This window comes from Streptomyces sp. NBC_00690 (assembly GCF_036226685.1).
Classification (GTDB): domain Bacteria; phylum Actinomycetota; class Actinomycetes; order Streptomycetales; family Streptomycetaceae; genus Streptomyces.
The window spans coordinates 7,869,334-7,890,973 of the sequence record NZ_CP109009.1 but is presented as its reverse complement, the minus strand read 5'-3'; the positions used below and the strand labels follow the sequence as shown (position 1 = coordinate 7,890,973).

Below are 21,640 nucleotides of genomic sequence, written 5' to 3'. Positions count from 1 at the left end.
AGAACGCACCATGTCATTCCTGATCGGCTCCGATTTCAAGCGACCGGATTCCGAGGTCGTCGAGGCTTTCACCCGCGTCGGCACCGCCGCCCTGGGACACCTCACGGACTTCGGATTCCCGCGGGGGCTGCGCCCTGTGGCGCAGTGCGGGCCGTTCGCCGGGCCGGCGCTCACCATCAAGATCCCCCATGTCGACTCCACCGCGGTGCACCGTGCGATGAGCCTGCTCCGGCCAGGCGATGTGGTGGTCATCGACCAGTCCGGCGACGACCGCCGCTCCAGCTTCGGCGGGACCCTCGCCGCTATCGCGGCGGACCTGGGCGCGGTGGCCGCCGTGTGCGACGGTTCGACCAACGACGTGGAGGAGATACGGGAACTGGGCTTCCCGGTCTACTCCCGCGGGGTCACGTCGCTCACCACCCGGGTGCTGTCGTTGGAAGGCCGGATCAATGTGCCGGTGAGTATCGGCGGTGTGGTCGTCATGCCGGGCGACATCATCTTCGGCGACGGGGACGGCATCGCGGTCGTCCCGGCCGACGAGGCGGCGGAGATCGCCGGCCGGCTGCTGCGGTTCGAGGACGAGACCGCCCGGCTGGATCTGCGCGGCGGAGTCCGGGCAGGCACCGCCCTGGCCGCCCTGACCGGCGCCGACCGCGGGGGCCTGGGATGAGCGCGGGGGAAGGAATGCTCGTCCGCTGCGTCCAACTCCACTCCGGGATCGATCCCGCCGGCAATCTGGAGTCGGTCCTGACGGGAATCGCCGAGGCCCGGGCCGATGGGGTAGACCTGCTGGTCTTTCCCGAGACAACCGCCAGTCGCTCCGACGAGCCGGGCACCAGGCTCGTCGCGGAACGGTTGGACGAGGGGTTCGTAGCGGCGGTCGTCGCAGCGACGGCAACCGATCGGTCCGACGGTCCAAGCGGAGCCCCCGACCCTGTCGGGGCCGACCGCGGCGGCCCTGCGACCGGGCCCACCGTGGTCGTCGGCACTGTCGAGAGCAATCCGGACGGCCCTCCGTTCAATACCCTCGTCGCCGCCCAGGACGGCCAGGTGGTGGCGGTCTACCGGAAGGTCCACCTCTACGACGCCTTCTCGTTCATCGAGTCGGCGACCATCTCACCCGGTGACGGAATCCTGGAGACATTCCAGGTGAAAGGTTTCTGCATCGGGATGGTGAACTGCTACGACCTTCGCTTCCCGGAGATCTCCCGGCTGCTCGCCGACCGGGGCGTCGATGTGCTGCTGGCTCCTGCGTCCTGGGTCGCGGGCCCGCTCAAGGAAGAGCACTGGACGACCCTGTGCCGGGCCAGGGCCCTGGAGAACACCTGCTATCTCGCGGCTGCGGGGCAAGCCGGCGGCAATCGCATCGGCCGCAGTCTCGTCGTCGCCCCGGACGGTGTCGTCCACGCGATGGCGGGCCCCGAGGTCACCACCTTGACCCACCGCCTCTCCCGCGCGGCCCTGGATCGGGCCCGCCAGGAGATGCCCGTCCTGGCCCAACGCCGGTTCCGCGTCGACCCGGAGCTGATCACACGGACCGCACCGGCCCAGGGCACCCCCGGCCCGGCCCCTGTCCCCCTTCCCCGTACCGCCCACACCCCGAACCCCGTGGCCCGCCCCGCCGAAGTGGTGGACCACACGAGCAGAAGAGGTTGAGGAGCATGCGCACACCACGCCGGAGAACCATCACCGCGGCCGTTCTGAGCCTGACCGTGGCCGCGGGCCTCACGGCCTGCACGAATGAATCCGGGGCAGACGCGGGCGACCGCACCCCCCGGAAGGCCGCCGCGGTCGACCAGGCACTGCACGACGCCCTGCCGCAGAAGGTCAAGGACGCGAAGAAGCTCGTCGTCGTCATGCCCGGGGTCAATCCGCCCTGGTGGAAGAAGAACGGCGCCAACTACACGGGTGCAGCCGCCGAGCTGACCGGCAGGCTCGGCGAGGTCCTGGGCGTCAAGCTCGAATACGTCCCGGTGAACGACCTCGCGGGCGCGTTCGCCGCAGTGGCTTCGGGCCGGTACGACGCCGGGTTCAACCCTTACGGCGACACCGGCAAGGCCACCAATGTCGAACTCGTGGACGTGGTCCGCGAGATCGTCCCCTTCCTCGTCCCCCAGGGCAACCCGAAGAAGATCAACACCCTGGGCGAGATGTGCGGCCGTTCCGTCGCGGCGCTCGGCCCCGCCGGAATGGGCTCGGCGTACGCGGTCCTGACCGACCAGTCGAAGAAGTGCGAGAGCGCCGGGAAGCAGGCGGTGAACATCGTCGCCCTGAAGTCGGTCCCCGAGGGCGTGCTCGCCGTCAAGTCCCGGCGAGCGGACGCCTTCTTCGCCTCCGGCGCCCCCCTGTCGTTCTACGCGACCACGTCGGACGGAGCGCTGGAGCTGGCCGGGAAGGAGACCGCGAACGGCTTCGACAACCTCTTCCAGGGAATGATCCTCCCGGTGAAGTCGCCACTGACGCCCACCGTCCTGGCCGCGTTCCAGAAGCTCTTCGACAACGGCGACTACGAGCGGATCATGAAGAAGTACGGGCTGACCGAGCAGATGATCGACGCCCCGGGTGTCAACCTCGCGAAGACCGGGAGCTGACCGGTGAAGACGGCCGGCGCGGACACCGTGCCCACCACCGACCGGAGCGCACCCGACCCCCGAGCCGACATCGAGGACGCCCGCCGGGCGCCCCAGCCCTGGACCTGGGTGACCGCACTGCTGGCCGGCGTCCTGCTCGCCCAGCTCGGCACCATGATGGTGCGCAACCCGAACTTCGAGTGGGACGTCGTCGCACGCCACCTCTTCGACACCCGGATCCTCCACGGCCTGCTCGTCACCTGCTACCTGACGGTTCTGGCGATGGCCATCGGCGTGGTCTTCGGCGGCGTGCTCGCCGCCTTCCGCATCACCACCAACCCGGTGCTGCGGGCGTTCGCGGCCGGCTACATCTGGGTCTTCCGGGGCACGCCCCAGCTCGTCCAGCTGATCTTCTGGTTCAACATCGCGCTGCTGATGCCGAAGATCGGCATCGGGATACCGTTCGGGCCCGTCTTCTGGGAGGCGGACGCCAACGCGGTGATCACCCCCTTCTTCGCAGCCGTCGTCGGGCTGGGGCTGCACGAGGCGGCCTACCAGGCGGAGATCTACCGCGCGGGCCTCCTCGCCGTCGACGAGGGCCAGACGGACGCGGCGCGTTCGGTCGGTATGAAGCCGATGACGATCTTCCTGAAGATCAGGCTGCCGCAGGCGATGCGGTTTATCGTGCCACCGACGTTCAGCCAGATCATCGGGATGACCAAGGCGACCTCCCTGGTCAGTGTGATCGGCGGCGCCGAACTGCTGTTCTCGGCGCAGGAGATCTTCAGCGACACCTTCCAGACGGTCCCGCTGCTGATCGTCGCCTGTATCTGGTACCTGGTGCTGACCACGGTGCTGAACTTCTTCCAGTACTTCATCGAGGCGTACTACGCAAAGGGCGCCACCCGCGCCGTGCCGACGAACGCCGGGACCTGGATCGCGCGGCGGGTCTCACGACTGCGCCCTCGCGGCCGGGGACGAACGGAGGCGAACCCCAAGTGAGCGATCTTCCCCTGCTGTCGATCCGCGATCTACGCAAGCGCTACGGAGCGACCGAGGTACTCCGCGGCATCAGCCTCGACGTGGCCCGCGGCGAGACCGTCGCCGTCCTCGGCGCCTCAGGGTCCGGCAAGTCCACCATGCTCCGGTGCGTCAACCACCTGGAGCGGCCCGACAGCGGGTCGATCTCGCTCGGCGGCGAACTGGTCGGCTTCACCACCACCCGCCGCGGACCGCGCATGCTCACCGAGACCGAGATCGCCCGCCAACGCAGTCGTACCGGAATGGTGTTCCAGAACTTCAACCTCTTCCCGCACTGGACCGTGCTGCGCAATGTGACCGAAGGCCCGGTCCGCGTTCGCGGCCTGGACCGCAACGAGGCACGGGAACTGGGCCTACGCCTGCTGGCGACGGTCGGCCTCGAAGATCGGGCGTCGTCATACCCGAAGCACCTATCGGGCGGGCAGCAACAGCGGGTCTCCATCGCACGAGCCCTGGCGATGGACCCCGAGCTGCTGCTGTTCGACGAGCCGACATCCGCCCTGGACCCCGCCAATGTCGGAGAGGTGACCTCGGTGATGAAACGACTCGCCGACGGCGGCTCGACGATGGTCGTGGTCACACACGAGATCGGCTTCGCACGGGCCGCAGCCTCCCGTGTGGTCGTCATCGCGGACGGGTTGGTCGTGGAGGACGGCCCCACCCAACAGGTGCTCGACGCGCCGCGCAACCCGGTGACCCAGGCGTTCCTGGAAAACACGCTGTACGGGACGCGGGCCGCAGGCGCACCCGACCGGTGAGCCGGTGAAGAGGGCACACAAAGGCGACCACGGTAGCGAGCAGCGAATGAGCGGGCGACGATGACGGCGACAGCACACGGCACCAACGACGGAACACCGGACCGCGACGGCCTGCCCAGGCCCGGGAAACCGCCCGGACTGACCCGGCTGACCACAGGCATCCGCGACCCCTCCGCCCGCGGCATCGCCTCGCACGTCGCTGAGCTGATCCGCTCCGGGGAACTGACGCCCGGCGACCGGCTCCCGCAAGTACGAGCCCTCGCAGAAGTCCTACGGGTGAGTCCCGCGACGGTGTCGTCGGCGTGGGCGCTCCTGAAGAAGCGGGGGCTCATCGTGGGCACCGGCAAGTCCGGCACCCGGGTGACCGGCCCCGTCGGTCTGGTCACCCACATCGAACCCGCGTCGATCGTCCACGCCCGTTCCGACCTCCGATTGCTCTACCCCGATCTCGGGCTGCTCCCGCTCCTGGCACCCGCCCTGGCGAGCGCCGCAGACCTGCCCGGCCTGGACGAGTACTACGACTCGCCGATCCTGCCCGCGCTGCGCGCAGTGGTCGAGCCAGGCTGGCCGTACCGGGCGGAGGCGTACGCCGTCGCCAACGGCGCTTCGGACGCCGTCTGGACAGTGCTCCAGTCGCTGTCCGTCCCCGGCGATCGCATCGTCGTGGAGAGCCCGAGCCAGCCCCAGATGCTGCACCTGATGCACGATCTGGGGCTGACCGTCATCGAGGTGCCCTATCTCGACGATGGCCTGTCGTCGGCGCGGCTCGCGGACGCACTCAAGACCCGTCCGGTGGCGGTGTTCTTCCAGCCGCGGGCCCAAATCCCCACGGGATTTGCCACCGTCGAACGCCGAGCCCGGCGGATCGCCGCCCTCGTGGGACTGCAGCCCTCGACGGTGGTCGTCGAGTACGACGATCTCAACTCCCTGTCCTCGAAGGAGTTGTACAGCGTCGGACAGCATCTGCCGGAGCAGACCATCCACATCAAATCCTACGAGAAGTCCTACGGCCCCGACCTACGGCTGGCGGTCGTCGGTGCGCCCAGCGCCCGAATGAACCTGATCCACGCGCAGATCCGGCTGACCCGGCAGTGGACCTCCCGCATCCTCCAGAATGCGCTCGCCTGGCTCCTGGAAGACGAGCAGACCAGCGACGGCATCGCCCATGCCCGCGACGTGTACGCCGAACGGCTCTCGGTGCTGACAGGACTACTGCGGGACCGTGGCGTGGAAATCACCGGCTCCGACGGGTTCTGCGCTTGGATACCGGTACGCAGCGAGGCACGCACGGTGGAGTATCTGGCCGCCCACGGTGTGCTGGTACTGGCCGGCGCCACTTCCTACCCCTCGCGCGGCCCCGCCCACATTCGAGTGGCGACCTCACGCATGGAGCCGGCAATGAGCCACCGGCTCGCCGATCTCCTGGCGGAGTCCACCACGATCCCCGACTGACGCGCCCCTCCTGGGGGCCTGGGGAAAGCACCGGCTGTACGGCGGCATCGCGGACGGACCGGACGCGTGCCGATCTTCACGTCCGCAAGGTGTCAACCGACCGCGTACCGCCAATGCTGTTCTTCACCGGCGTATCCGGGCCCAAGTGGTGCATCAGCGAGTCCCATCGCACTGAACCAGTGTGATCGGGCACTACCTGCTGCATGGACCAGTAAGAAGGCGACCGGAGCGCCGCCCGCCGGACAGTATCCTGCGGACCGAGGGCCGACCGGGACAGCCCTCGGCCGTCGAATCGGCGGCTCGTTTCCCCAGGAGCAGCACCGTCGGCAGGGCCGGATCATCGCCTGGCATCGCTGTTCCATCCGCCTTGGCCGCGCCGCTGTGGTGCTGGGAAGGCAGATTGTCCGTGCCGCGCCGCAGAGCTTTCCGGTGAAGCCGATGGGTCCCGTGCGTCTCAGCTCACAGCCGTAGTTGATTCAACGGCGCGTCGGTGTTCGGCGTTGTTGCGTTGAGCTTCTTCGAGTTGGTCTTCGAGGATGACGATGCGGCAGGCGGCTTCGACGGGCGTGCCCTGGTCGACGAGCTCGCGGGCGCGGGCCGCGATGCGCAGTTGGTAGCGGGAGTAGCGGCGGTGTCCGCCCTCGGAGCGCAGGGGTGTGATGAGGCGGGCTTCACCGATGGCGCGGAGGAAGCCTTGGGTGGTGCCGAGTATTTCGGCTGCTCGGCCCATGGTGTAGGCGGGGTAGTCATCGTCGTCGAGCCGGTGGAACGAGTCGTCTGCTGTCAATGTGCACCTCTCTGTGGAACATGTCGGAGGGGCCCTGGTGCTGTTTGGCACCAGGGCCCCGAAGGAGCTGCTACACCATCTGCCGACTTCGGTACTGCGTCGGCCTTCTTGTTCCGCACCAGCCCGCGGGGGGTGGGGGCGTGTGCGGGGATCGCAGTTGCTTGACCGGAGACCACCTCACTATCGATGTCCTGCGGTACCCGGGCCCAACGTCTTCCGCCCGGGCGATCCTGACGGTGTTTGGTTCCTCCGTTCTTTCCCTCAATGAACAACTACCTGTCATGCGGGCCCTGCGAATTACTCTGTCCCGCTCTCCTGCGTACTGCTGGTGACCTGATCAAGCGTCACGCTCCGGCAGCCAGCCCCGCTTGCCCGTTCTGCGTCTGCTCTGGCTTGGAACCCCACTGCCGAACCTCCCGGTGCGCGCGTCCGCAGTCGACGCCTTCACCGAGGTGCTGCTCTGACTTCACTGCTGGATACCGCGTACTTCATGCCACTGAACTGCGGTTCTGCTCCGTGGCGGCCCCTGATCACTGCGGGCCACCCGGTCCGGCCGTCAGTCCCGTCGCCGTCCTGAACTGCTCTGGCTTCGGAACTCCACCACCGCACCGTCCTGCGTACTGCACCTGCGGGTCCTACCTGTACTGCTGACCGGCAGTTCGTCTCTGCCAGGCCCTGCTGTCCTTCTGGCTACGAGAGAAACCATAACCACACCACCACCCAATGTCTACTCTGGCCAACATAGATTTTTGTGAGTCCGAGAGTGAGGCAATCGGACCCTGCCGGGTTGAGGGATGCGCTCCGGGGAACAAGGAGACGGGTAGGCAGACCGGGCAGCAACGAGCCGAAGGCCAGGGTGAACCTGATGGAAACCATGTGCGCCGACGCCACGACCATCCGCTCCGCGACCGCCGTCGCCACCGCCCGCCGGAACACCCGCGCCTTCCTCAACGGACTGGTGCACCCGGTCGCGGCTGCCACGGCCGACACCGTGGTCCTCGTCGTCTCGGAACTCGTCACCAACGCCGTGCGCCACGGCGGCGGCACCTGCACCCTGGACCTGACCGCGTACCCGGACAGCATCGAGGTGGCTGTCCACGACCCCAGCCCGCAACTGCCCCGCATGCGCACCCCCGACCTGAACGGCGGCACCGGAGGCTTCGGCCGGCACATGGTCAACCACCTCGCCCGCACCACCGCAGTCACCCGCCGGCCCACCGGCGGCAAGACCATCAGCGCCCTCCTTCCCCGGTAGCACCAAAGCACCGGCACGACCGGGGCGCACCGAGATCAGCCCCTGAGCCATTCCTCTGCGGGCTACTGGGCCCAAGGACGCCGAAAGGTCCAGCCAACGCGGCTAGGAGAAATAGCCGGTTCTTCTCCCGGCTGCTCTCGGGTCATCTGCTGATCTCCACGCAAGGTCATCAGTGCGTGATTTCCGGGCAGGCACCCGTGGCCGCTGACCCTGTCGGCGCCTCCGGTCAAGAACCATCAGGGCGGCTGTCCTCCGAGTCTGTCCGGTGGCAGCAGGTCTACTGCGGCACGTCCAGAACGGGTCAGCGGGCCCCGCCGGACGCGCAACATGCTCCCCACGCCCTGTCTCCCAGCACCATGCCGACAAAGCGCTCCCCGCTACCGGGTCACGTCAGGTCTCTGACCACGGCCCAACTCCTCGCACCGACATGGGCATCTTCGCGACACCCCAGTCGGAGCCGGGACGGCGGGCGGTGGCCCAGCGGGCCTCGTCGTCCATCGGCTGGGAGGGGCCGTTCCATCGCTCGGCCGGGAAGGTGAGATCGCGGGCGATCTTCTGGGCCAGGGCCCAGCGCACGAAGTGGCCTGCCTCCTGGCGAAGACGGGCGTCGTCGCTGGTCACAGGCCCCGCACCCGGGTTGGCCTGTCAGGCGGGAGTGGGTGCTGGGTGCTGACGGCGTTGCGTCCGACTCGATTGGCCGTGCCGGGATCAGCGGGAGGAGATCCTGTGACCGGGCTCTTCTGCTCCTTGCTGATCAGCGGGCGACGAGTTGGACGACGGTGACCAGGAGTGCGGTTCGGGTGATCTGGTAGGCGATGATGGCGACGCCGCCGGTCTGCTGCAGCACAGACACCCTCGACGGCTTCCTCACCGGAACCGGCCTCTCCCTAGACCTCCCACCATCCTCATTTTGAAAGCTGAGTCAGGAGCGGCGGGAATCGGTGTGCTGGGGGTGCACCGAACCGTAGAGGGAGGAGGTTTCAGCTGGATGTGGGGGTGGGGGCGACGCCGAGGGCTTTGCCCAGCCGGGCCACGACAGCCGAGTAGTCGGTTTCACCCTTCACGAGGGCGGTCTTGGCTTTGGTGACCTGGGCGGCATCGTTGGCGGTGGAACCGGTGAGGCACTGGGTCGCGCCCTGTCGCAGGTTCATGAGCGCCGAGGACCACAGTGCCTGGGTGGGCGGGTCGGGAATGGGCTCAAAGTCCTTGATGATGTTGAGGTCATGGTCAAGGTCTCTGCAGGCCGAATGGACGTTCCTGAAGTCGGCAGGCGTGCTGGGGTCAATGGCCACGCTGCGCTTGAATCTGCCGAGATCGCGGTCGAGGACGCCCATCCCCTGCTTGTGACGACCCTTTTCGAACCACGCGACGAGCTTGACCTGGTCATCCGCGGAAAGCGTTGGGGCATTGGCAGAGCGCGGTGTGCTGGCGACCGGAGGCGTACTCGCGGATGACACCGCACCGCCGGCGGGCGAGCCGTCGCTGCACGCGGCAAGGGGGACTACGGAAAGAACGATGGCCAGACGGAGTAACAGCGGACGCATGACGACTCCCTTGAATGAAGATCTGAACACAGTACCGCCGCGCCAAGTTCCCTGAGTCGGATCTTCTGCCCGCTCCGGACACCAGCGGGAATGCGGACCGAAAAGGTGCGTCGCTTAGTGGCGACCCGACAGCGTCCGGAACACCTTTGCCAGCGGGGCGATCGCCGAAGGCTTGGGGGCGATGACGGTGTGCACCTGCACGTCGTCCTTGCCGATGTGCAGGTGCAGCTCACCAGGACACCCGGATTCTCGGCCAACGGCTCCCCGAACTTGACTCGTGTGCCGCCCTCGGCCGTGGCCACGGGTTCGCCGTCGTCCTGTGCAGGTCCGGCTCCGGCCGCCTCGTTCAGGCCCGCGGTCTTCGCCGCCTCGGCCACGTCATAGGGCAACGGGCAGGCAGCCGCCCCGTCGTCAGACATCCCATCGGCGGCTTTGGTCAGTCCGATGAGACTCAGCGGCGTCGCACCACCTCCGGTACCGCCGGCGGCGCTCTGACAGCCGGTCACCAACGCCGCCGCCAGGCCGGCCGCAATCAGCCCAGTCATGGTCACAACTCGCGGAACGGGGCCGTCCCTTGGTACCCGCAGCCTAGGATCGATGTGACGTCGATGAGGAATGGGAAGCGCTGTGGACTGTCACGTGCTCTTACCGGGGAACCGTTCAATACTGCCTTTGGCTTTGATCGCCATGGTGCTGACAGGCTGCTCCAGTACGGCGGACGGCTCCGGAGAGGCTGAGGAGCGGAGTGCTCCGGCGAACGGAGGCGCGAGGGCGGGTTCAGGCGGTAGCACCGGGGCCGGGCAGTCGGCCGACGCCACGGAGGGTTTCCGGCCCGACACCGCCCGGCTCCCGAGAACCCCTGCGGCGGCGCGCTCTCTCATCGACCGTGTCATGGCCGACACCGACAGTTTCGGGGCCGAGGTGGTGAAGCGGAGCCCGTACGAGAGCGACCCGACGACCTGGCCCGTGCTCGACGAAGACTGCGTCTGGCAGCGGCGGAAGCCTGCGGACAGCGTCCTGGCCACCCTCACCCGGTCGTTCGAGGTGCCCGCCGTGGCAGGCAGGGGCCCGCTGCGTCTCGCTGCCGTGGTCACCGTCCATCGCACCCGTGAGGACGCGACCTGGGAGATGGCGGAGTCGATCGAGGAGTCGATGCGCTGCCCCACCCAGAAGCTGCGCGAGGGTGAGCTGATCGGCCCTCTGCTCGCCGCCGCGCTCCTGGGCGGCGAGGCCACCCAGACGAACTCCGAGGACTCCTTCAGCGAGACGGGTCAGTATCAGAGCTCCGAGCTGGGCGGGCCCCATCACTACTCCTGGCACCAGGATCAGACCCTGCAGTTCACCGTCGCCGTGACCGGCAAGGGCGCGAAGGGCCGCACCGAGCGGGAGGTGGACCAACTGGTCGTGCAGGCGCAGTCCGCCATGCTGGCCCGGCTGGAATCCGCCGTCGAGAAGCAGAGCTGAGGCCGGACGATGGACGATCTGCGACCCGGCGACCCCGCCCGGATCGGCGGGCACCGGCTCCTCGGCCGCCTCGGCGCGGGCGGCATGGGAGTCGTCTACCTCGGACGCACCGACGCCGGAGCGCTCGCCGCGATCAAGGTGATCCTGCCCGAACATGCCGGGGACGAGGACTTCCGTGCCCGATTCCGCCGTGAGGCCGAGGCCGCCCGCCGGGTCGACAGCCCCTGGGCCGTTTCGGTCACCGACGCCGACACCGAGGCCGAACGTCCCTGGATCGCCACGGAGTTCGTCCCCGGGCCAACGCTCTCCGACGTCGTCGCCCGCCGGGGGCCGCTGCCCGTGCGCAGCGTCATGGCCCTGGGCCGGCTGCTGTCTCGCGCCCTGGCCGCCGTGCACGGCGCCGGGCTCGTCCACCGCGACGTCAAGCCGGGCAATGTCCTGCTGACGGCCGACGGCCCTCGGCTGATCGACTTCGGGATCGCCCGCGCCGCCGACACCACCGCCCTGACCGCCACCGGTCTCCTCGTCGGCACCCCTGGCTTCCTCGCACCCGAGCAGGTGTCCGGGAGCACGGCCGGGCCGGAGGGGGACGTCTTCTCGCTCGGCTGCCTCCTGGTGTACGCGGCCACCGGCCGGACGCCGTTCGGGGGTGGGGCGGTCGACGCCGTCCTCTACCGTACGGTGCACGCCGCACCCGACCTCGACGGCGTCGACGACGCATCCTTGCGCGCGCTGTTGGAGCACTGCCTTACCAAGGAGCCCGGCGAGCGTCCATCCGCCGCCGGCCTCGACACCCTGATACCCCAGGACATGCCCGCCGGGGCCGCCGCCGGCTGGCTGCCCGAGGACGTCGTCCGCCTCATCGCCGACCTCTCCATCGCTCTCCTCGCCCTGCCCGACATCGACGCCACCGTCACCGACGAGCGGCCCGGGCCGCCGCGCCCCGGCTCCACCCGACGACAGACCCTGCTGTTCGCGGCCGGCGGCGCGGTGCTCCTCGGCACGGGCGTCTTCGGTGCCGTGCGCCTCACCCGTGAGGAGGCCGCACCTCGGGGAAAGAGCGGAAAGAGCTGGGTCATCGGCGTGCACGCCGACCTGACCGGGCCGGGGGCCGCCGCCGGCCGGGCCCAGGAACGCGGTGTCCGGCTCGCCGTCGACCGCTTCAACTCCCGTGCCGGACACCCCTTCCGGCTCGCCGTGAAAGTCCTCGACGACCGGGGCGGCGCCGGTCGCTCCGCCCGGGTCGCCGAGGAGTTCACCCGCGACCCGGAAGTCCTGGCGGTCATCGGGCCCACGGGCGACGCGGCGGCCGAGGCCGCCTTGCCCGCCTACGACGAAGCCGCGCTGCCGGTCCTGACCGTCTCGGCCCTCCAGATCGCCTTCCCGGCTCGGACCAACGGCTCCTTCTTCCAGGCTGCCTCCTCCTACGCGGCACTGTCCGTCCCCGTCGTCAGCCGTATCCTGCCGCGCACCGCGGTGAAACGGCTGGGCATTCTGATCAACCGGTCCGGCGGACAGGCGGCCTATCAGGCGGGCTACACAGCCAACCTGATAGCGCGCGATCTCACCGACGCCACGACCCACCCCCGGGTGGTGCCCCCCGGAACCACCGACTTCGGCCCGGTCGTCGCCGACCTGCTCGCCCACCGCGGCGACGCCGTCTTCTACGCCGGTGACGCCGCCGGCGCCGCCAGGGTCGCCCACGCGCTGGCCGCCGTCTCCTTCACCGGACCGCGCATGGCCCAGCACACGGTCATGGGAGCGGAGTTCCTGGAGCGGGCGGGCGCGGCGGCGGAAGGTTGGGAGTTCGTCGCGCCGTTCACCCACGCGACGGCACCCGCCGCGGCGACATTCGCCGCCGCTCACCGGGGGCGCTTCGGCGCCGAACCGGCGGCGTGGTCGGCCGAGGCGTACGACGCGGCGGGGCTCGTCGCCCGCGCTCTGGCCGACCTGGTCGGCGGCGGCGCCGACGGGACCGGGGCGAGGGCCACTCCGTCTGGCCGCGGCGGATCCGCCCGACCTACCCGGCCTCCCCGGAAGGCAGAGACCGTCCCGCCCACCCGGTCCGCGCTCACCGCCGCGGTCGCCGCGACCCGGTACGAGGGGATCTCCCGTTCCTACACCTTCGACGAGGACAATCAGAGCCTCGTCGGCCGGCACGCCCACCTGTACCGGGTCGAGAACCGCCGCTACCGCTACCTGGGCCCGGCCCCGGAGTGGAAGGGCTGACGTGCGGCCCCTCACCTCTGAGGACCCACGCACCGTAGGTCCGTACCGCACGCTCGTCCGGCTCGGCGCGGGCGGCATGGGCGTCGTCTATCTGGCCCGCTCGGCAGGCGGGGCGCTCGCCGCCGTCAAGGTCATCCGGGCCGAGCACGCCGCCGACCCCGGCTTCCGGGCGCGCTTCCGGCGCGAGGCCGAGGCGGCAGCCCGGGTGAGCGGCCCCTGGCTGGTGCCGGTGCTCGGTACGGACACCGAGGCCCGCGAGCCATGGCTGGCGACCGAGTTCGTCCCCGGACCCTCGCTCGGCGAGGTGGTGGGCACCGGCGGCGCACTGCCCACGGCCACCGTCCGGGCGCTCGGGCGCCGACTCGCCCAAGCCCTCGTAGCGGTCCACCACACCGGGCTGGTCCACCGCGACGTCAAGCCCGGCAATGTGCTCCTCGCCCTCGACGGCCCCCGCCTCATCGACTTCGGGATCGCCCGCCACGAGAACGCCACCACGCTGACCGCCACCGGCGCGGTGATCGGGACACCCGGCTTCCTCGCCCCCGAACAAGCGTCGGACAAAACGCCCGGGCCGCCATCCGACGTGTTCTCGCTCGGCTGCGTCCTCGCGTACGCGGCGACAGGGAGGGGGCCGTTCGGCGGTGGCGGCGGCGCGGGCGCGCTGTTCCGGACAATCCACGAGGAGCCGGATCTGACGGGCATCCCGCCGAGTCTGGTTCCCCTCATCACCGCCTGCCTCGCCAAGGCCCCGGCCGACCGGCCGACCGCGAGCGAGGTCCGCGAGACGCTGACGGCGGGCGACGAGGAGGGGCCCGGAGACCCACGCGAGTACCCGGGTCGACCGGGGGCACCGGACCCGCGCGAGTCTCCCCATACCGCTCCGGCTCCCTGGCGGATGCCGGCCGGGCTTCCCGCGCTGATCGCCGACCGGTCGGCGGCGGCCCTCGCGCTCCCGGACCCCGGGCCGCCGCCCGCCGCACCCGCCCCGGCGGCCGGCCCTTCCCATCGCTCCCGCCGGGGACTGCTGACGGCCGGGGCGGCCCTCGTGGTCGGCGGCCCCACCACGGCCTGGCTCGCCCTGCGGGAGCACAACACCACCCCGGGCGGCCCGCCCACCGGGTCCCTGAGAACACCCGCCCACACGATCGGGCTCCACGCCGACCTCAGCGGACCCGGCCGCGCCACAGGGCTGGCCCACCAGCGCGGCATGCAGCTCGCAGTCGCCGACCACAACGCCCGCGAGGACAAGGCGTTCCAGCTCGCCCTGCGCACCGAGGACGACGCGGGGAACCCGGCAACAGCGCTCCGGGCAGTCGACCGGCTGGCGGCGGACCCCACCGTCGTCGCCGTCGTCGGGCCGACCGGGCACGAACTGCGCGAGGAGCTGGTCGCGCAGTACGACGCAGCACGACTCGCCCTGGTCGTCGTCGCAGCGGGCACCAGCACCGTCGAGACCGGCACCAGCCTCCACCACTGTGTGACCCGCCCCCTGGACCCCGAGCTCGTCGCCGGCATGATCAGCTACCTGGCCCACACCCGCCCCGCCGCGCGCATCCTGCTGGTCGAGGACACGGCCGACTCAGGGCTCGGCGGCCACCTCGGACGGGCGTTCCGCCATGCCTCCCCGGCCAACACCGCGCTCATGCAACAGCGGCTCGCCCGGGGAGGTGGGGACTTCGCCGTGGCGGCCCAAAAGGCCGTGACCGGCCGGGCGGACGCCGTGGTGTTCGCGGGCGGTACCGCCTCCCGGGCCGCTCTCCTGGCCACCGCCCTGGCAGACGAAGCTTTCACCGGCACCCGCGTCGGCTCCGGCCCCGCTCTCGGGCCCGTCTTCCTCCGCGAAGCGGGCGAAGCCGCCGAGGGCTGGGTCTTCGCCGAAGCGTACGCCGACCCCACTGCCCTCACCTCAGCCCGCGCCTTCACCGCCGCCCATCGCAGGCGCTTCGGCGTACCACCGGCCACCTGGGCTGCCGAGGCGTACGACGCCGTCAGCCTGATCACCCGCGCCACCAGTAGCACCAGCGCATCGGGAGAGGCCCGCAAAGGCATCGCCCAACGGCTCGTACGGACCGAACACCGAGGCATCGTGCGCACCCTCGCCTTCCACTCCACGACCCGCGCGGTACGGCACGAGAACGGGATCTTCCTTTACCGGATCGAGAACAGCCGCCCCCGCTTCCTTGGTCCGTACGGAGCAGTGTGAGACGAGACGTGTCGACGCACGCCTTCTGGCACACCCTGCGCGGTCCAGAGCTGTGGCCGCCACCCTGCAGTAGCCGTATCGGGCGATGCGATCGCGTGGACGTTCCAGACCGGATCGCAATGGGTTCATCTTCCCGAGGAGTACGGCAACTGGCGAGGGGTCTACAACCGGCTGCGGATGTGTGCGGTCGACGGTGCCTCGGAGCGGGTCTTCACTACGCTCATTACACAGGCCGACGCCGAGGAGGACCTGTGGGTCGTGTCAGTGGGCTCCACTGTCGTGCGCGGTCACCAGCACGCGGCCGGAGCCCGCAAAAAAGGGGCTCCGGCCCGCGAACCGGCGGACCACGCCATCGGCCGGTCTCGTGGCGGGCTGACCACGAAGATCCATCTTGCGTCCGATGCCTACTGCCGGCCTCTGGCCTTCCATCTCACCGCCGGACAAGCAGGCGACGCGCCCCGCCGCCTTCGCGTTCCCCGGCGGTGAGGGCGGCCCCGCAGCAGGCTGGACATGGTCCTGGCCGACAAGGCGTACTCCACCCGCGCGATCCGTGAGCACCTGCGCAAGCGCGGTATCCGGGCGGCTATCCCCGTCCCAGCTGACCAACGGCGAGGCATCGCCGCTCGCTACGAGAAGACCGCAACCATCTACCTGGCCGGATTCCACATCGCGGGCATCTTCCTCTGGTCCGCTCGGTGATTCAATCAAGTCGGCAACCAGCGTGAACACGTCGTCACCTGCTACACCAATATCTCGCAGTTGGGCTGGGGGAAGGTATGACCGCGCGGCGTGGGTCGTACTGCGGGGGGCGGACCCCCTCCAAGGGGCTCTCGTCGTAAATGCCCAGGCGGTGCGCGTCCAGCAGGATGGCCTTGAGTTTGTCGAAGGCGTTGGCTTGGGTCGCCAAACCGGCGCCGTTGCGCTCCATCGTTCGGATGAACCCGTCCACGACCTTGTGGTCGAACGTGCCCATCCGTCAGCTCTCGAGCGCTGGCAGGAGATGGTGTTTCAGCAACGAGTCGAGGTGGCGTAGAGAGAATGCGGCCAGGCCGCGTTGGCCCTCTTTCCACTCAGCGGCTGGCGTAGTCTTCGAAACGCATCGCCCCGTACTTCGCGATGCGGTCCGCTCGCGATTGGTTTCGGGACGCAGCCTTCCGCGCGTCGAACAGCTCAGTCAGTCGACGGATGGCCTTGTCCTGGGTGCTGAACCCTGATTCCTCAAGCTGCCGTCCGGCTGAGGTGCGGTACCGGATCCTGTACAGGTGAGGGCACCTTGACCACCCAGATCTCGGATGGTCACAATCCTTGAAAAATGTGCCCATTCCCCGGGCCAGGGACTTGCTCGCCAATGTACTGAACTACTCCTCACCGCAAAGAGATCGACAGGCTCACGTCCGACGCGGCCTCTTCGAGACCGGCACGGACTCCTACCGCCTCGCCCAGACCAAGGCCCAAGCCGAACAAGCAGCCACACTCTGACCGCACAACCGACAACCACCAGACGGCCGGCTCCGACGGGCCAGGTGTCTTAACGGAAGAGGCCGGCGTTCTCCGCGACCCACTGTTGGAAGGGTCTGGCCGGGGAGCCGCTGACCCGCGGCACTGTGTCGCGCACCGTCAGCAGTTCGTCGTTGACGTCTCCGCCCCTGGCGCTTCGCGCCGGGGTCTGCTCTCCAAACGGTCTGCCACTGTCTCCTTGCCGCTCACCCGAGTGGCATCGAAACTCACCGACATTCAGAAGCGCGCAGCCCCCCTACTGGCATCCGAACTCATGGACAATCGATACTCGTTGAGAGTTGCGCAGCCACCCCCCGCTGTGCCCAGCGGAGATCGTCCCCACCAAGGTCGAGCCGCAGGGCGTCCCGCTGGTCCTGCGGTGCCTGGTAGAAGTGGTTTGGCGGGGTGGTTGTTCGTCGGTGTGGTCACAAGTTGGGGGAAGCGGGGTGTGGGTTGGTGGGTGGGTGGTGGAGGGTTGGGGGATGACGGGACTCGGCGGGCGTCGTCAGCGGCGTGTGTGGCTGCTGGTGGGTGTGGTGTGCGGTGTGGTGGCGGTGGTGAGTGCCGGGTATGTGGTGCGGCAGTTGAGCCATGGCGGGCTGAAGGCGTCGGACACCGCGGGGTTGTTTGCGGTGGCGTTGGCGGTGGTCGCCGGGCTGGTCGCGGTGGTCGCTTTATGGAAGCAGTCCCAGGCGAACACCGCGGCGTTCGCCGACGCCACGCTCGCCCGGGGCTGGGCCGGGACGCTGGCCGGTCAGGTTCAGGCCGGGGAAGGCGCCGTGTGGCGGCAGCTGCTGGGCGACGACACCGAGCGCATCAACCTCGCCTACACCCTGGTGCCCGGCGGGGTAAGGCCCGCTGCGGCGCCGACTGCGGTGCGGCTGCTCACGGACGGTCCGGGTGGGTCGGCGGTGCCGGACATCGTGGCCTACTACCAAGCGACGAAGCCGCTACGGCTGGTGATCACCGGTGTGGGAGGGGCCGGGAAGACCGTATCCGCCCTGGAACTCCTGCTGGGTCTGATCGAGGCCCGTGGCGAGGACGAACCCGTGCCGGTGCGGATACCGCTGTCGCGGTGGGACACCGAACAACAGACCTTGCCCCAACTGCTGGAACAGCGGCTGGTGGAGGCCTACGACTGGCCGCGGCACATGGCGGCGAGCCTGGTGCGGCACGGGATGGTGCTGCCGGTCCTGGACGGCCTCGACGAAATGGACCCGCAAGGCCCCGGCGGGCTGCCCGATCCGGCAGCGCCCCGCGCCACCGCCGTGGTGGAAGCGCTCAACTCGTACCAGCAGGGCAGGGAGGCAGGTGCGCTGGTACTAACCTGCCGCACCGCACACTACGACGCCCTGATGCCACAGGTCGTGATCGATGCGGCCAGAATCGCGGTCCAGCCCGTCGGCGCCGCAGACGCACGGGGGTATTTGGCCGGGCGGGCACGGGACACGGCCCGCTGGCAGTCCCTCACCGACCACCTGGCCACCGAACCCGGCGGGATGCTGGCCGGGGTACTGTCCACGCCGTGGCGCCTGGGACTGGTAGCGACCGTCTACCACCACGACGGCAACCCCGCCGAACTCCTCACCCTCCCCACCCCGGACGCGATAGACGAACATCTCCTCGCCCGCTACATCCCTGCCACACTGCGTACCGCACCCAACCCCGACGGGTACACGGCGGAGGAGGTCCACCGCTGGCTCCACCACCTGTCGGTACACCTCGACCCCACCGGCACAACAGCCGGCACCGGGACGGGAGATCCGGAGGGCACTGATCTACTCCTCCACGAACTGTGGCCACTCGCCGGGCGCCGGCGTGTTCAGGCGACCGAGGCCGCCCTCACCGCCCTGGCCTCCCTGATCGTTCTCGAAGCAGCACTCGCCGCCGATGTTCTCCCGATGTCGCCGGTCGTGGCGCTGTCCACTCTGCCGGTAGCAGCGCTCACTGTCTCGGCAGGCCGGCCCCGGCGTTGGACAAACCCGCTCCGGGCGCTTCGAACCCGCACGCGCCGTGCAACCGTGGCCGCGATCACGATCGGGCTCACGACCACGATCACGATCGGGCTCATCCTCGGGCTCATGGCAGGCATCACGGCCGTGATCACGTTCGGGATCGCGTTCGGGATCGCGTTCGGGGTCACGTTCGGGGTCACGGAGGAGCCGGTGACGAGCCGCGGGACACGGGCCGCCATCAGAACCGACGTCCTCTTCGGGCTCACGACCGGCCTCACGACCGGGGCCATAGCGGCCGGGGCCGGGGCCGGGATCGTGTCAGGGCTCACGTTCGGACTCATAGCCGGGCTCATGGTCGGCAAGGCTTCACGCAGGTATCTGGTGTTCCTCATCTGGTCGCGCACGCGCCTGCCGTTCCGCCTCGGCGGGTTCCTCGACTGGGCAGCGAGGACGGGCCTGATGCGAAACAGCGGAGCGGCGTACCAATACCGACACCGCGAACTCCAACACTGGCTCCGCCAGCACCCACACCCACCACAGACGCCCTAACCGCACACCCCGCCAGCACGGACAACAGCGGCACGGCCCGCAGAACGAACGAGGCGCAGCAGACGCCAGGGCACACCAGGCCCGGCAGAACGTACAGGCGCAGCGGGGCGGGGTGGCGTAGCGGGGTGAGAGGTGTCTGGAGCCGGGGCCGGCAGGGCGGTGCGGCGGGCGCGTGGGGCGCAGCCAGCGGTCACGGGGGGCCGGCGGGGCGTAGTCGTCCCCCAGAGGGCGCGGTGTTCGGTGGTGTTCGTCTTCGTCCGGCTGGACCCGGCGAACGTCCCACCTGCGACGTTCGGATCACACCCGACGTCCCACTCTCTGAGGGAGATTCGCCATGAACCATTTCGCTGTCGTCCTGCTCGGTGTTGGCTTGGTGCTGGTATTCACCTCTCTGACCACCGCGGGAGCAGGCAAGCTCGCCCGGCTCGGTGGCGCTTACTACCCTGCCGCTCTCACCCGCGCCGGGGCCGTGTTCGCCGGCACGCTCGCCCTCGCCGCCGTCATCACCGCCACTCTCAACGCCGTCCTGTAGTGAACAAGCCGCTGAGGGTGGGGAGATGCGCCCTCCCCGGGGCGTCTGCATGGGGGTAGCAGGGGTCGTTGTGGCTTCGTGTGCCGGGGGGTGGTGCAGGCGGTTGGTGTCCGGGGGCGGGGAGGCTCCGGGAAGGTGACAGTCCAGGAGTGGGGGGAATTCGATGCTGGGCATGGGGGAGGAAACGCAAGCGCGTTCACGCGGTTCGGGAAGAGATTGCCCGCTCGGGAGGGGTTCTGGCTCCGGGGCGGGGTCAGACCGGAGGCGTACGGCTCGGCTCCCAGGTCCATTCTTCAGGCGTACAGAACGTCAGCCCATGCTCCGATGAGCCCGGCGAGCACCTCAACTACCTTTCGATCATGACCAGTTTCCGCCGCGGTACCGTCTCCGCGCTGCTCGCACTGACCCTCCCGCTGCCCCTCATCGGGGCCGCCTCCGCAGCGCCCGCCACCCCCTCCTTCCCGGCGAACACGCAGCCCGTTCCCGAGCCCGCGCCCCGGCTCGAACTGCCCGTGCCGGAAGGCCGGTACGGCGTCGGCACCAGCAGCCTGCATCTGACCGACACCAGCCGGACCGACCACTGGGTGCCCTCCTCCGGGGCGCGGGAGGTGCTCGTGTCGATGTACTACCCGGCCCGGAAGGGGACGGGGAAGCCCACCGCCCGGCCGTACCTCACCCCTGAGGAGTCCCAGGCGCTGCTCACCAAGTCGTCGGTGGGGCAGATGATGCCCGCCGGGAGCGCGGAGCGGGTGAGCGCCACGCGTACCCATGCGCGGGACCGTGCCGTGCCCGTACCGGGACAGCGTCCGCTCGTCGTGCTCTCCCCTGGGTTCGAGCTGCCCCGGGCCACGATGACCGCCCTCGCGGAGGAGCTGGCGAGCCGGGGATACGTCGTCGCCTCGCTCGACCACGCCTATGAGTCGGTTGCCGCCGCCTTCCCGGGCAAGGGCGTGCTGCCCTGTGTGGCATGCGTCAAAATGGATGGGGCGGAGCGCGCGGAGGAGTGGGCTGTTGTGCCCGAGGGGCGGTCGAAGGATGTCTCCTTCGTTCTGGACCGGCTGACCGGGCACCAGCCGGTCTGGAAGCACTCCGGCATGATCGACCGGAAGCGGATCGCGATGGCCGGTTTCTCCATCGGTGGGAACAGCGCCGCGCAGACCATGGTGGACGACCGGCGCGTGCGGGCCGGCTTCAACCTGGACGGCGCCTTCCTCGCCCCCGTACCCGAGTCCGGGCTCGGTGGACGACCCTTCATGCTCCTCGGCGAGGACCAAGACCAGGCCAAAGACCAGTTCTGGAGCTGGCACCGGAACTGGCCCCGGCTGGACGGCTGGAAACGCTGGATCACCGTGACCGGCAGCCACCACATGACCTTCACCGACGCTCCCACACTGGCCGACCAGATCGACGGCTCGCCCAAGCTGCCAGGGGCACCGAGCGGGAAGAGATCCACCGAGATCGTCCGCACCTACGTGACAGCCTTCTTCGACAAACATCTACGGGCGAAGGACCGGCCCGTCCTCGACGGACCCACCCCCCAGAACCCGGAAGCCATCTTCCACCAGAACTAAGTAACCAGGGCTTGGCGCTCACGCTCCAGCGGCGCACCCGGCCTCGCCGAACCACCGTCCGGCCAGCGGTGCACGCGGCTGGCCGTCACAGGAGCCCACGACATCTTCCTCCCACTCCAACGAGTACACCGCGCAGTCCGCGACACCCTCGGAACCGAACTACAAGTCGTCGCCGGAGCCGGACACCTCCTCATCGGGAAACACCCCGAACTCCTCACCAACCTGGCCAGCAG

The 21,640-nt window shown here is 69.6% G+C and carries 18 protein-coding genes and 2 pseudogenes; 15 read left to right on the top strand and 5 right to left on the bottom strand.

What is annotated here, in order from left to right:
* Window positions 1–10: 10 nt before the first annotated feature.
* The 6 genes from OID54_RS34070 to OID54_RS34045 are packed head-to-tail and all read left to right on the top strand — an operon-like array spanning window position 11 to window position 5,821.
* Window positions 11–670, top strand: a complete 660-nt coding sequence (locus OID54_RS34070; RefSeq protein ID WP_329025931.1) for an RraA family protein — start codon at window positions 11–13, stop codon at window positions 668–670.
* Window positions 667–1,656, top strand: a complete 990-nt coding sequence (locus OID54_RS34065) for a carbon-nitrogen hydrolase family protein (RefSeq protein ID WP_329025929.1) — start codon at window positions 667–669, stop codon at window positions 1,654–1,656. Before OID54_RS34070 ends, OID54_RS34065 begins: the two co-directional genes overlap by 4 nt.
* Before the next feature lie 5 nt (window positions 1,657–1,661).
* The gene (locus tag OID54_RS34060) at window positions 1,662–2,591 is read left to right on the top strand and encodes a transporter substrate-binding domain-containing protein (RefSeq protein WP_329025927.1); all 930 of its coding nucleotides are present in this window, start codon (window positions 1,662–1,664) and stop codon (window positions 2,589–2,591) included.
* Between the two features lie 3 nt (window positions 2,592–2,594).
* Window positions 2,595–3,572, top strand: a complete 978-nt coding sequence (locus OID54_RS34055; RefSeq protein WP_329025925.1) for an amino acid ABC transporter permease — start codon at window positions 2,595–2,597, stop codon at window positions 3,570–3,572.
* Window positions 3,569–4,369 (top strand): amino acid ABC transporter ATP-binding protein, encoded by an 801-nt coding sequence (locus tag OID54_RS34050; RefSeq protein ID WP_329025923.1) that lies wholly within the window; start codon window positions 3,569–3,571, stop codon window positions 4,367–4,369. Before OID54_RS34055 ends, OID54_RS34050 begins: the two co-directional genes overlap by 4 nt.
* Before the next feature lie 60 nt (window positions 4,370–4,429).
* The gene (locus OID54_RS34045; RefSeq protein WP_329025921.1) at window positions 4,430–5,821 is read left to right on the top strand and encodes an aminotransferase class I/II-fold pyridoxal phosphate-dependent enzyme; all 1,392 of its coding nucleotides are present in this window, start codon (window positions 4,430–4,432) and stop codon (window positions 5,819–5,821) included.
* Window positions 5,822–6,275: 454 nt separating this feature from the next.
* On the opposite strand, the gene OID54_RS34040 is transcribed toward OID54_RS34045, so the two are convergent.
* The gene (locus OID54_RS34040; RefSeq protein WP_329025920.1) at window positions 6,276–6,608 is read right to left on the bottom strand and encodes a helix-turn-helix domain-containing protein; all 333 of its coding nucleotides are present in this window, start codon (window positions 6,606–6,608) and stop codon (window positions 6,276–6,278) included.
* 865 nt (window positions 6,609–7,473) lie between these two features.
* Between OID54_RS34040 and OID54_RS34035 the strand changes: the two genes are divergently transcribed.
* Window positions 7,474–7,863 (top strand): ATP-binding protein, encoded by a 390-nt coding sequence (locus OID54_RS34035; protein ID WP_329025919.1) that lies wholly within the window; start codon window positions 7,474–7,476, stop codon window positions 7,861–7,863.
* A 390-nt stretch (window positions 7,864–8,253) separates the two neighbouring features.
* Here the strand turns inward: OID54_RS34035 and OID54_RS34030 are convergent, their stop codons facing one another.
* Together OID54_RS34030 and OID54_RS34025 are read right to left on the bottom strand one after the other, a co-directional pair.
* Window positions 8,254–8,484 carry a hypothetical protein gene (locus OID54_RS34030; protein ID WP_329025918.1) on the bottom strand — a complete coding sequence of 77 codons (231 nt, stop codon included), beginning with the start codon at window positions 8,482–8,484 and terminating at the stop codon, window positions 8,254–8,256.
* 359 nt (window positions 8,485–8,843) lie between these two features.
* Window positions 8,844–9,407, bottom strand: a complete 564-nt coding sequence (locus tag OID54_RS34025) for a hypothetical protein (protein ID WP_329025916.1) — start codon at window positions 9,405–9,407, stop codon at window positions 8,844–8,846.
* Between the two features lie 687 nt (window positions 9,408–10,094).
* On the opposite strand from OID54_RS34025, the gene OID54_RS34020 reads away from it, so the two are divergent.
* The 4 genes and pseudogenes from OID54_RS34020 (at window position 10,095) to OID54_RS39315 (ending at window position 16,002) form a co-directional block, all read left to right on the top strand.
* Window positions 10,095–10,871, top strand: coding sequence for a hypothetical protein (locus tag OID54_RS34020; RefSeq protein ID WP_443055817.1), 777 nt, complete (start codon window positions 10,095–10,097; stop codon window positions 10,869–10,871).
* Window positions 10,872–10,880: 9 nt separating this feature from the next.
* On the top strand, window positions 10,881–13,100 hold the full coding sequence (locus OID54_RS34015) for a bifunctional serine/threonine-protein kinase/ABC transporter substrate-binding protein (RefSeq protein ID WP_329025914.1): 2,220 nt from the start codon (window positions 10,881–10,883) through the stop codon (window positions 13,098–13,100).
* A 1-nt stretch (window position 13,101) separates the two neighbouring features.
* Window positions 13,102–15,303: a bifunctional serine/threonine-protein kinase/ABC transporter substrate-binding protein gene (locus OID54_RS34010; protein WP_329025912.1), complete on the top strand. Its 2,202-nt coding sequence runs from the start codon at window positions 13,102–13,104 to the stop codon at window positions 15,301–15,303.
* 90 nt (window positions 15,304–15,393) lie between these two features.
* Window positions 15,394–16,002: pseudogene (locus OID54_RS39315) on the top strand (IS5 family transposase).
* Between the two features lie 34 nt (window positions 16,003–16,036).
* Here the strand turns inward: OID54_RS39315 and OID54_RS34000 are convergent.
* Window positions 16,037–16,276 carry a hypothetical protein gene (locus OID54_RS34000; RefSeq protein ID WP_329025910.1) on the bottom strand — a complete coding sequence of 80 codons (240 nt, stop codon included), beginning with the start codon at window positions 16,274–16,276 and terminating at the stop codon, window positions 16,037–16,039.
* A 332-nt stretch (window positions 16,277–16,608) separates the two neighbouring features.
* Between OID54_RS34000 and OID54_RS33995 the strand changes: the two genes are divergently transcribed.
* Entirely contained in the window at window positions 16,609–16,782 is a 174-nt protein-coding gene (locus tag OID54_RS33995; protein WP_329025908.1) for a hypothetical protein, read from the top strand.
* A gap of 49 nt (window positions 16,783–16,831) precedes the next feature.
* On the opposite strand, the pseudogene OID54_RS33990 reads toward OID54_RS33995, so the two are convergent.
* Window positions 16,832–16,948: pseudogene (locus OID54_RS33990) on the bottom strand (capsule biosynthesis protein CapD); the annotation flags it as partial.
* A 334-nt stretch (window positions 16,949–17,282) separates the two neighbouring features.
* On the opposite strand from OID54_RS33990, the gene OID54_RS33985 reads away from it, so the two are divergent.
* From OID54_RS33985 to OID54_RS33975, 3 genes are all read left to right on the top strand, one after another.
* Entirely contained in the window at window positions 17,283–19,304 is a 2,022-nt protein-coding gene (locus OID54_RS33985) for an NACHT domain-containing protein (protein WP_329025906.1), read from the top strand.
* A gap of 334 nt (window positions 19,305–19,638) precedes the next feature.
* Complete coding sequence (locus OID54_RS33980; RefSeq protein ID WP_329025904.1) at window positions 19,639–19,836, top strand: hypothetical protein; 198 nt, start codon at window positions 19,639–19,641, stop codon at window positions 19,834–19,836.
* Window positions 19,837–20,195: 359 nt separating this feature from the next.
* Window positions 20,196–21,407, top strand: coding sequence for an alpha/beta hydrolase family protein (locus OID54_RS33975; RefSeq protein ID WP_329025903.1), 1,212 nt, complete (start codon window positions 20,196–20,198; stop codon window positions 21,405–21,407).
* The last annotated feature ends 233 nt before the right edge of the window (window positions 21,408–21,640 follow it).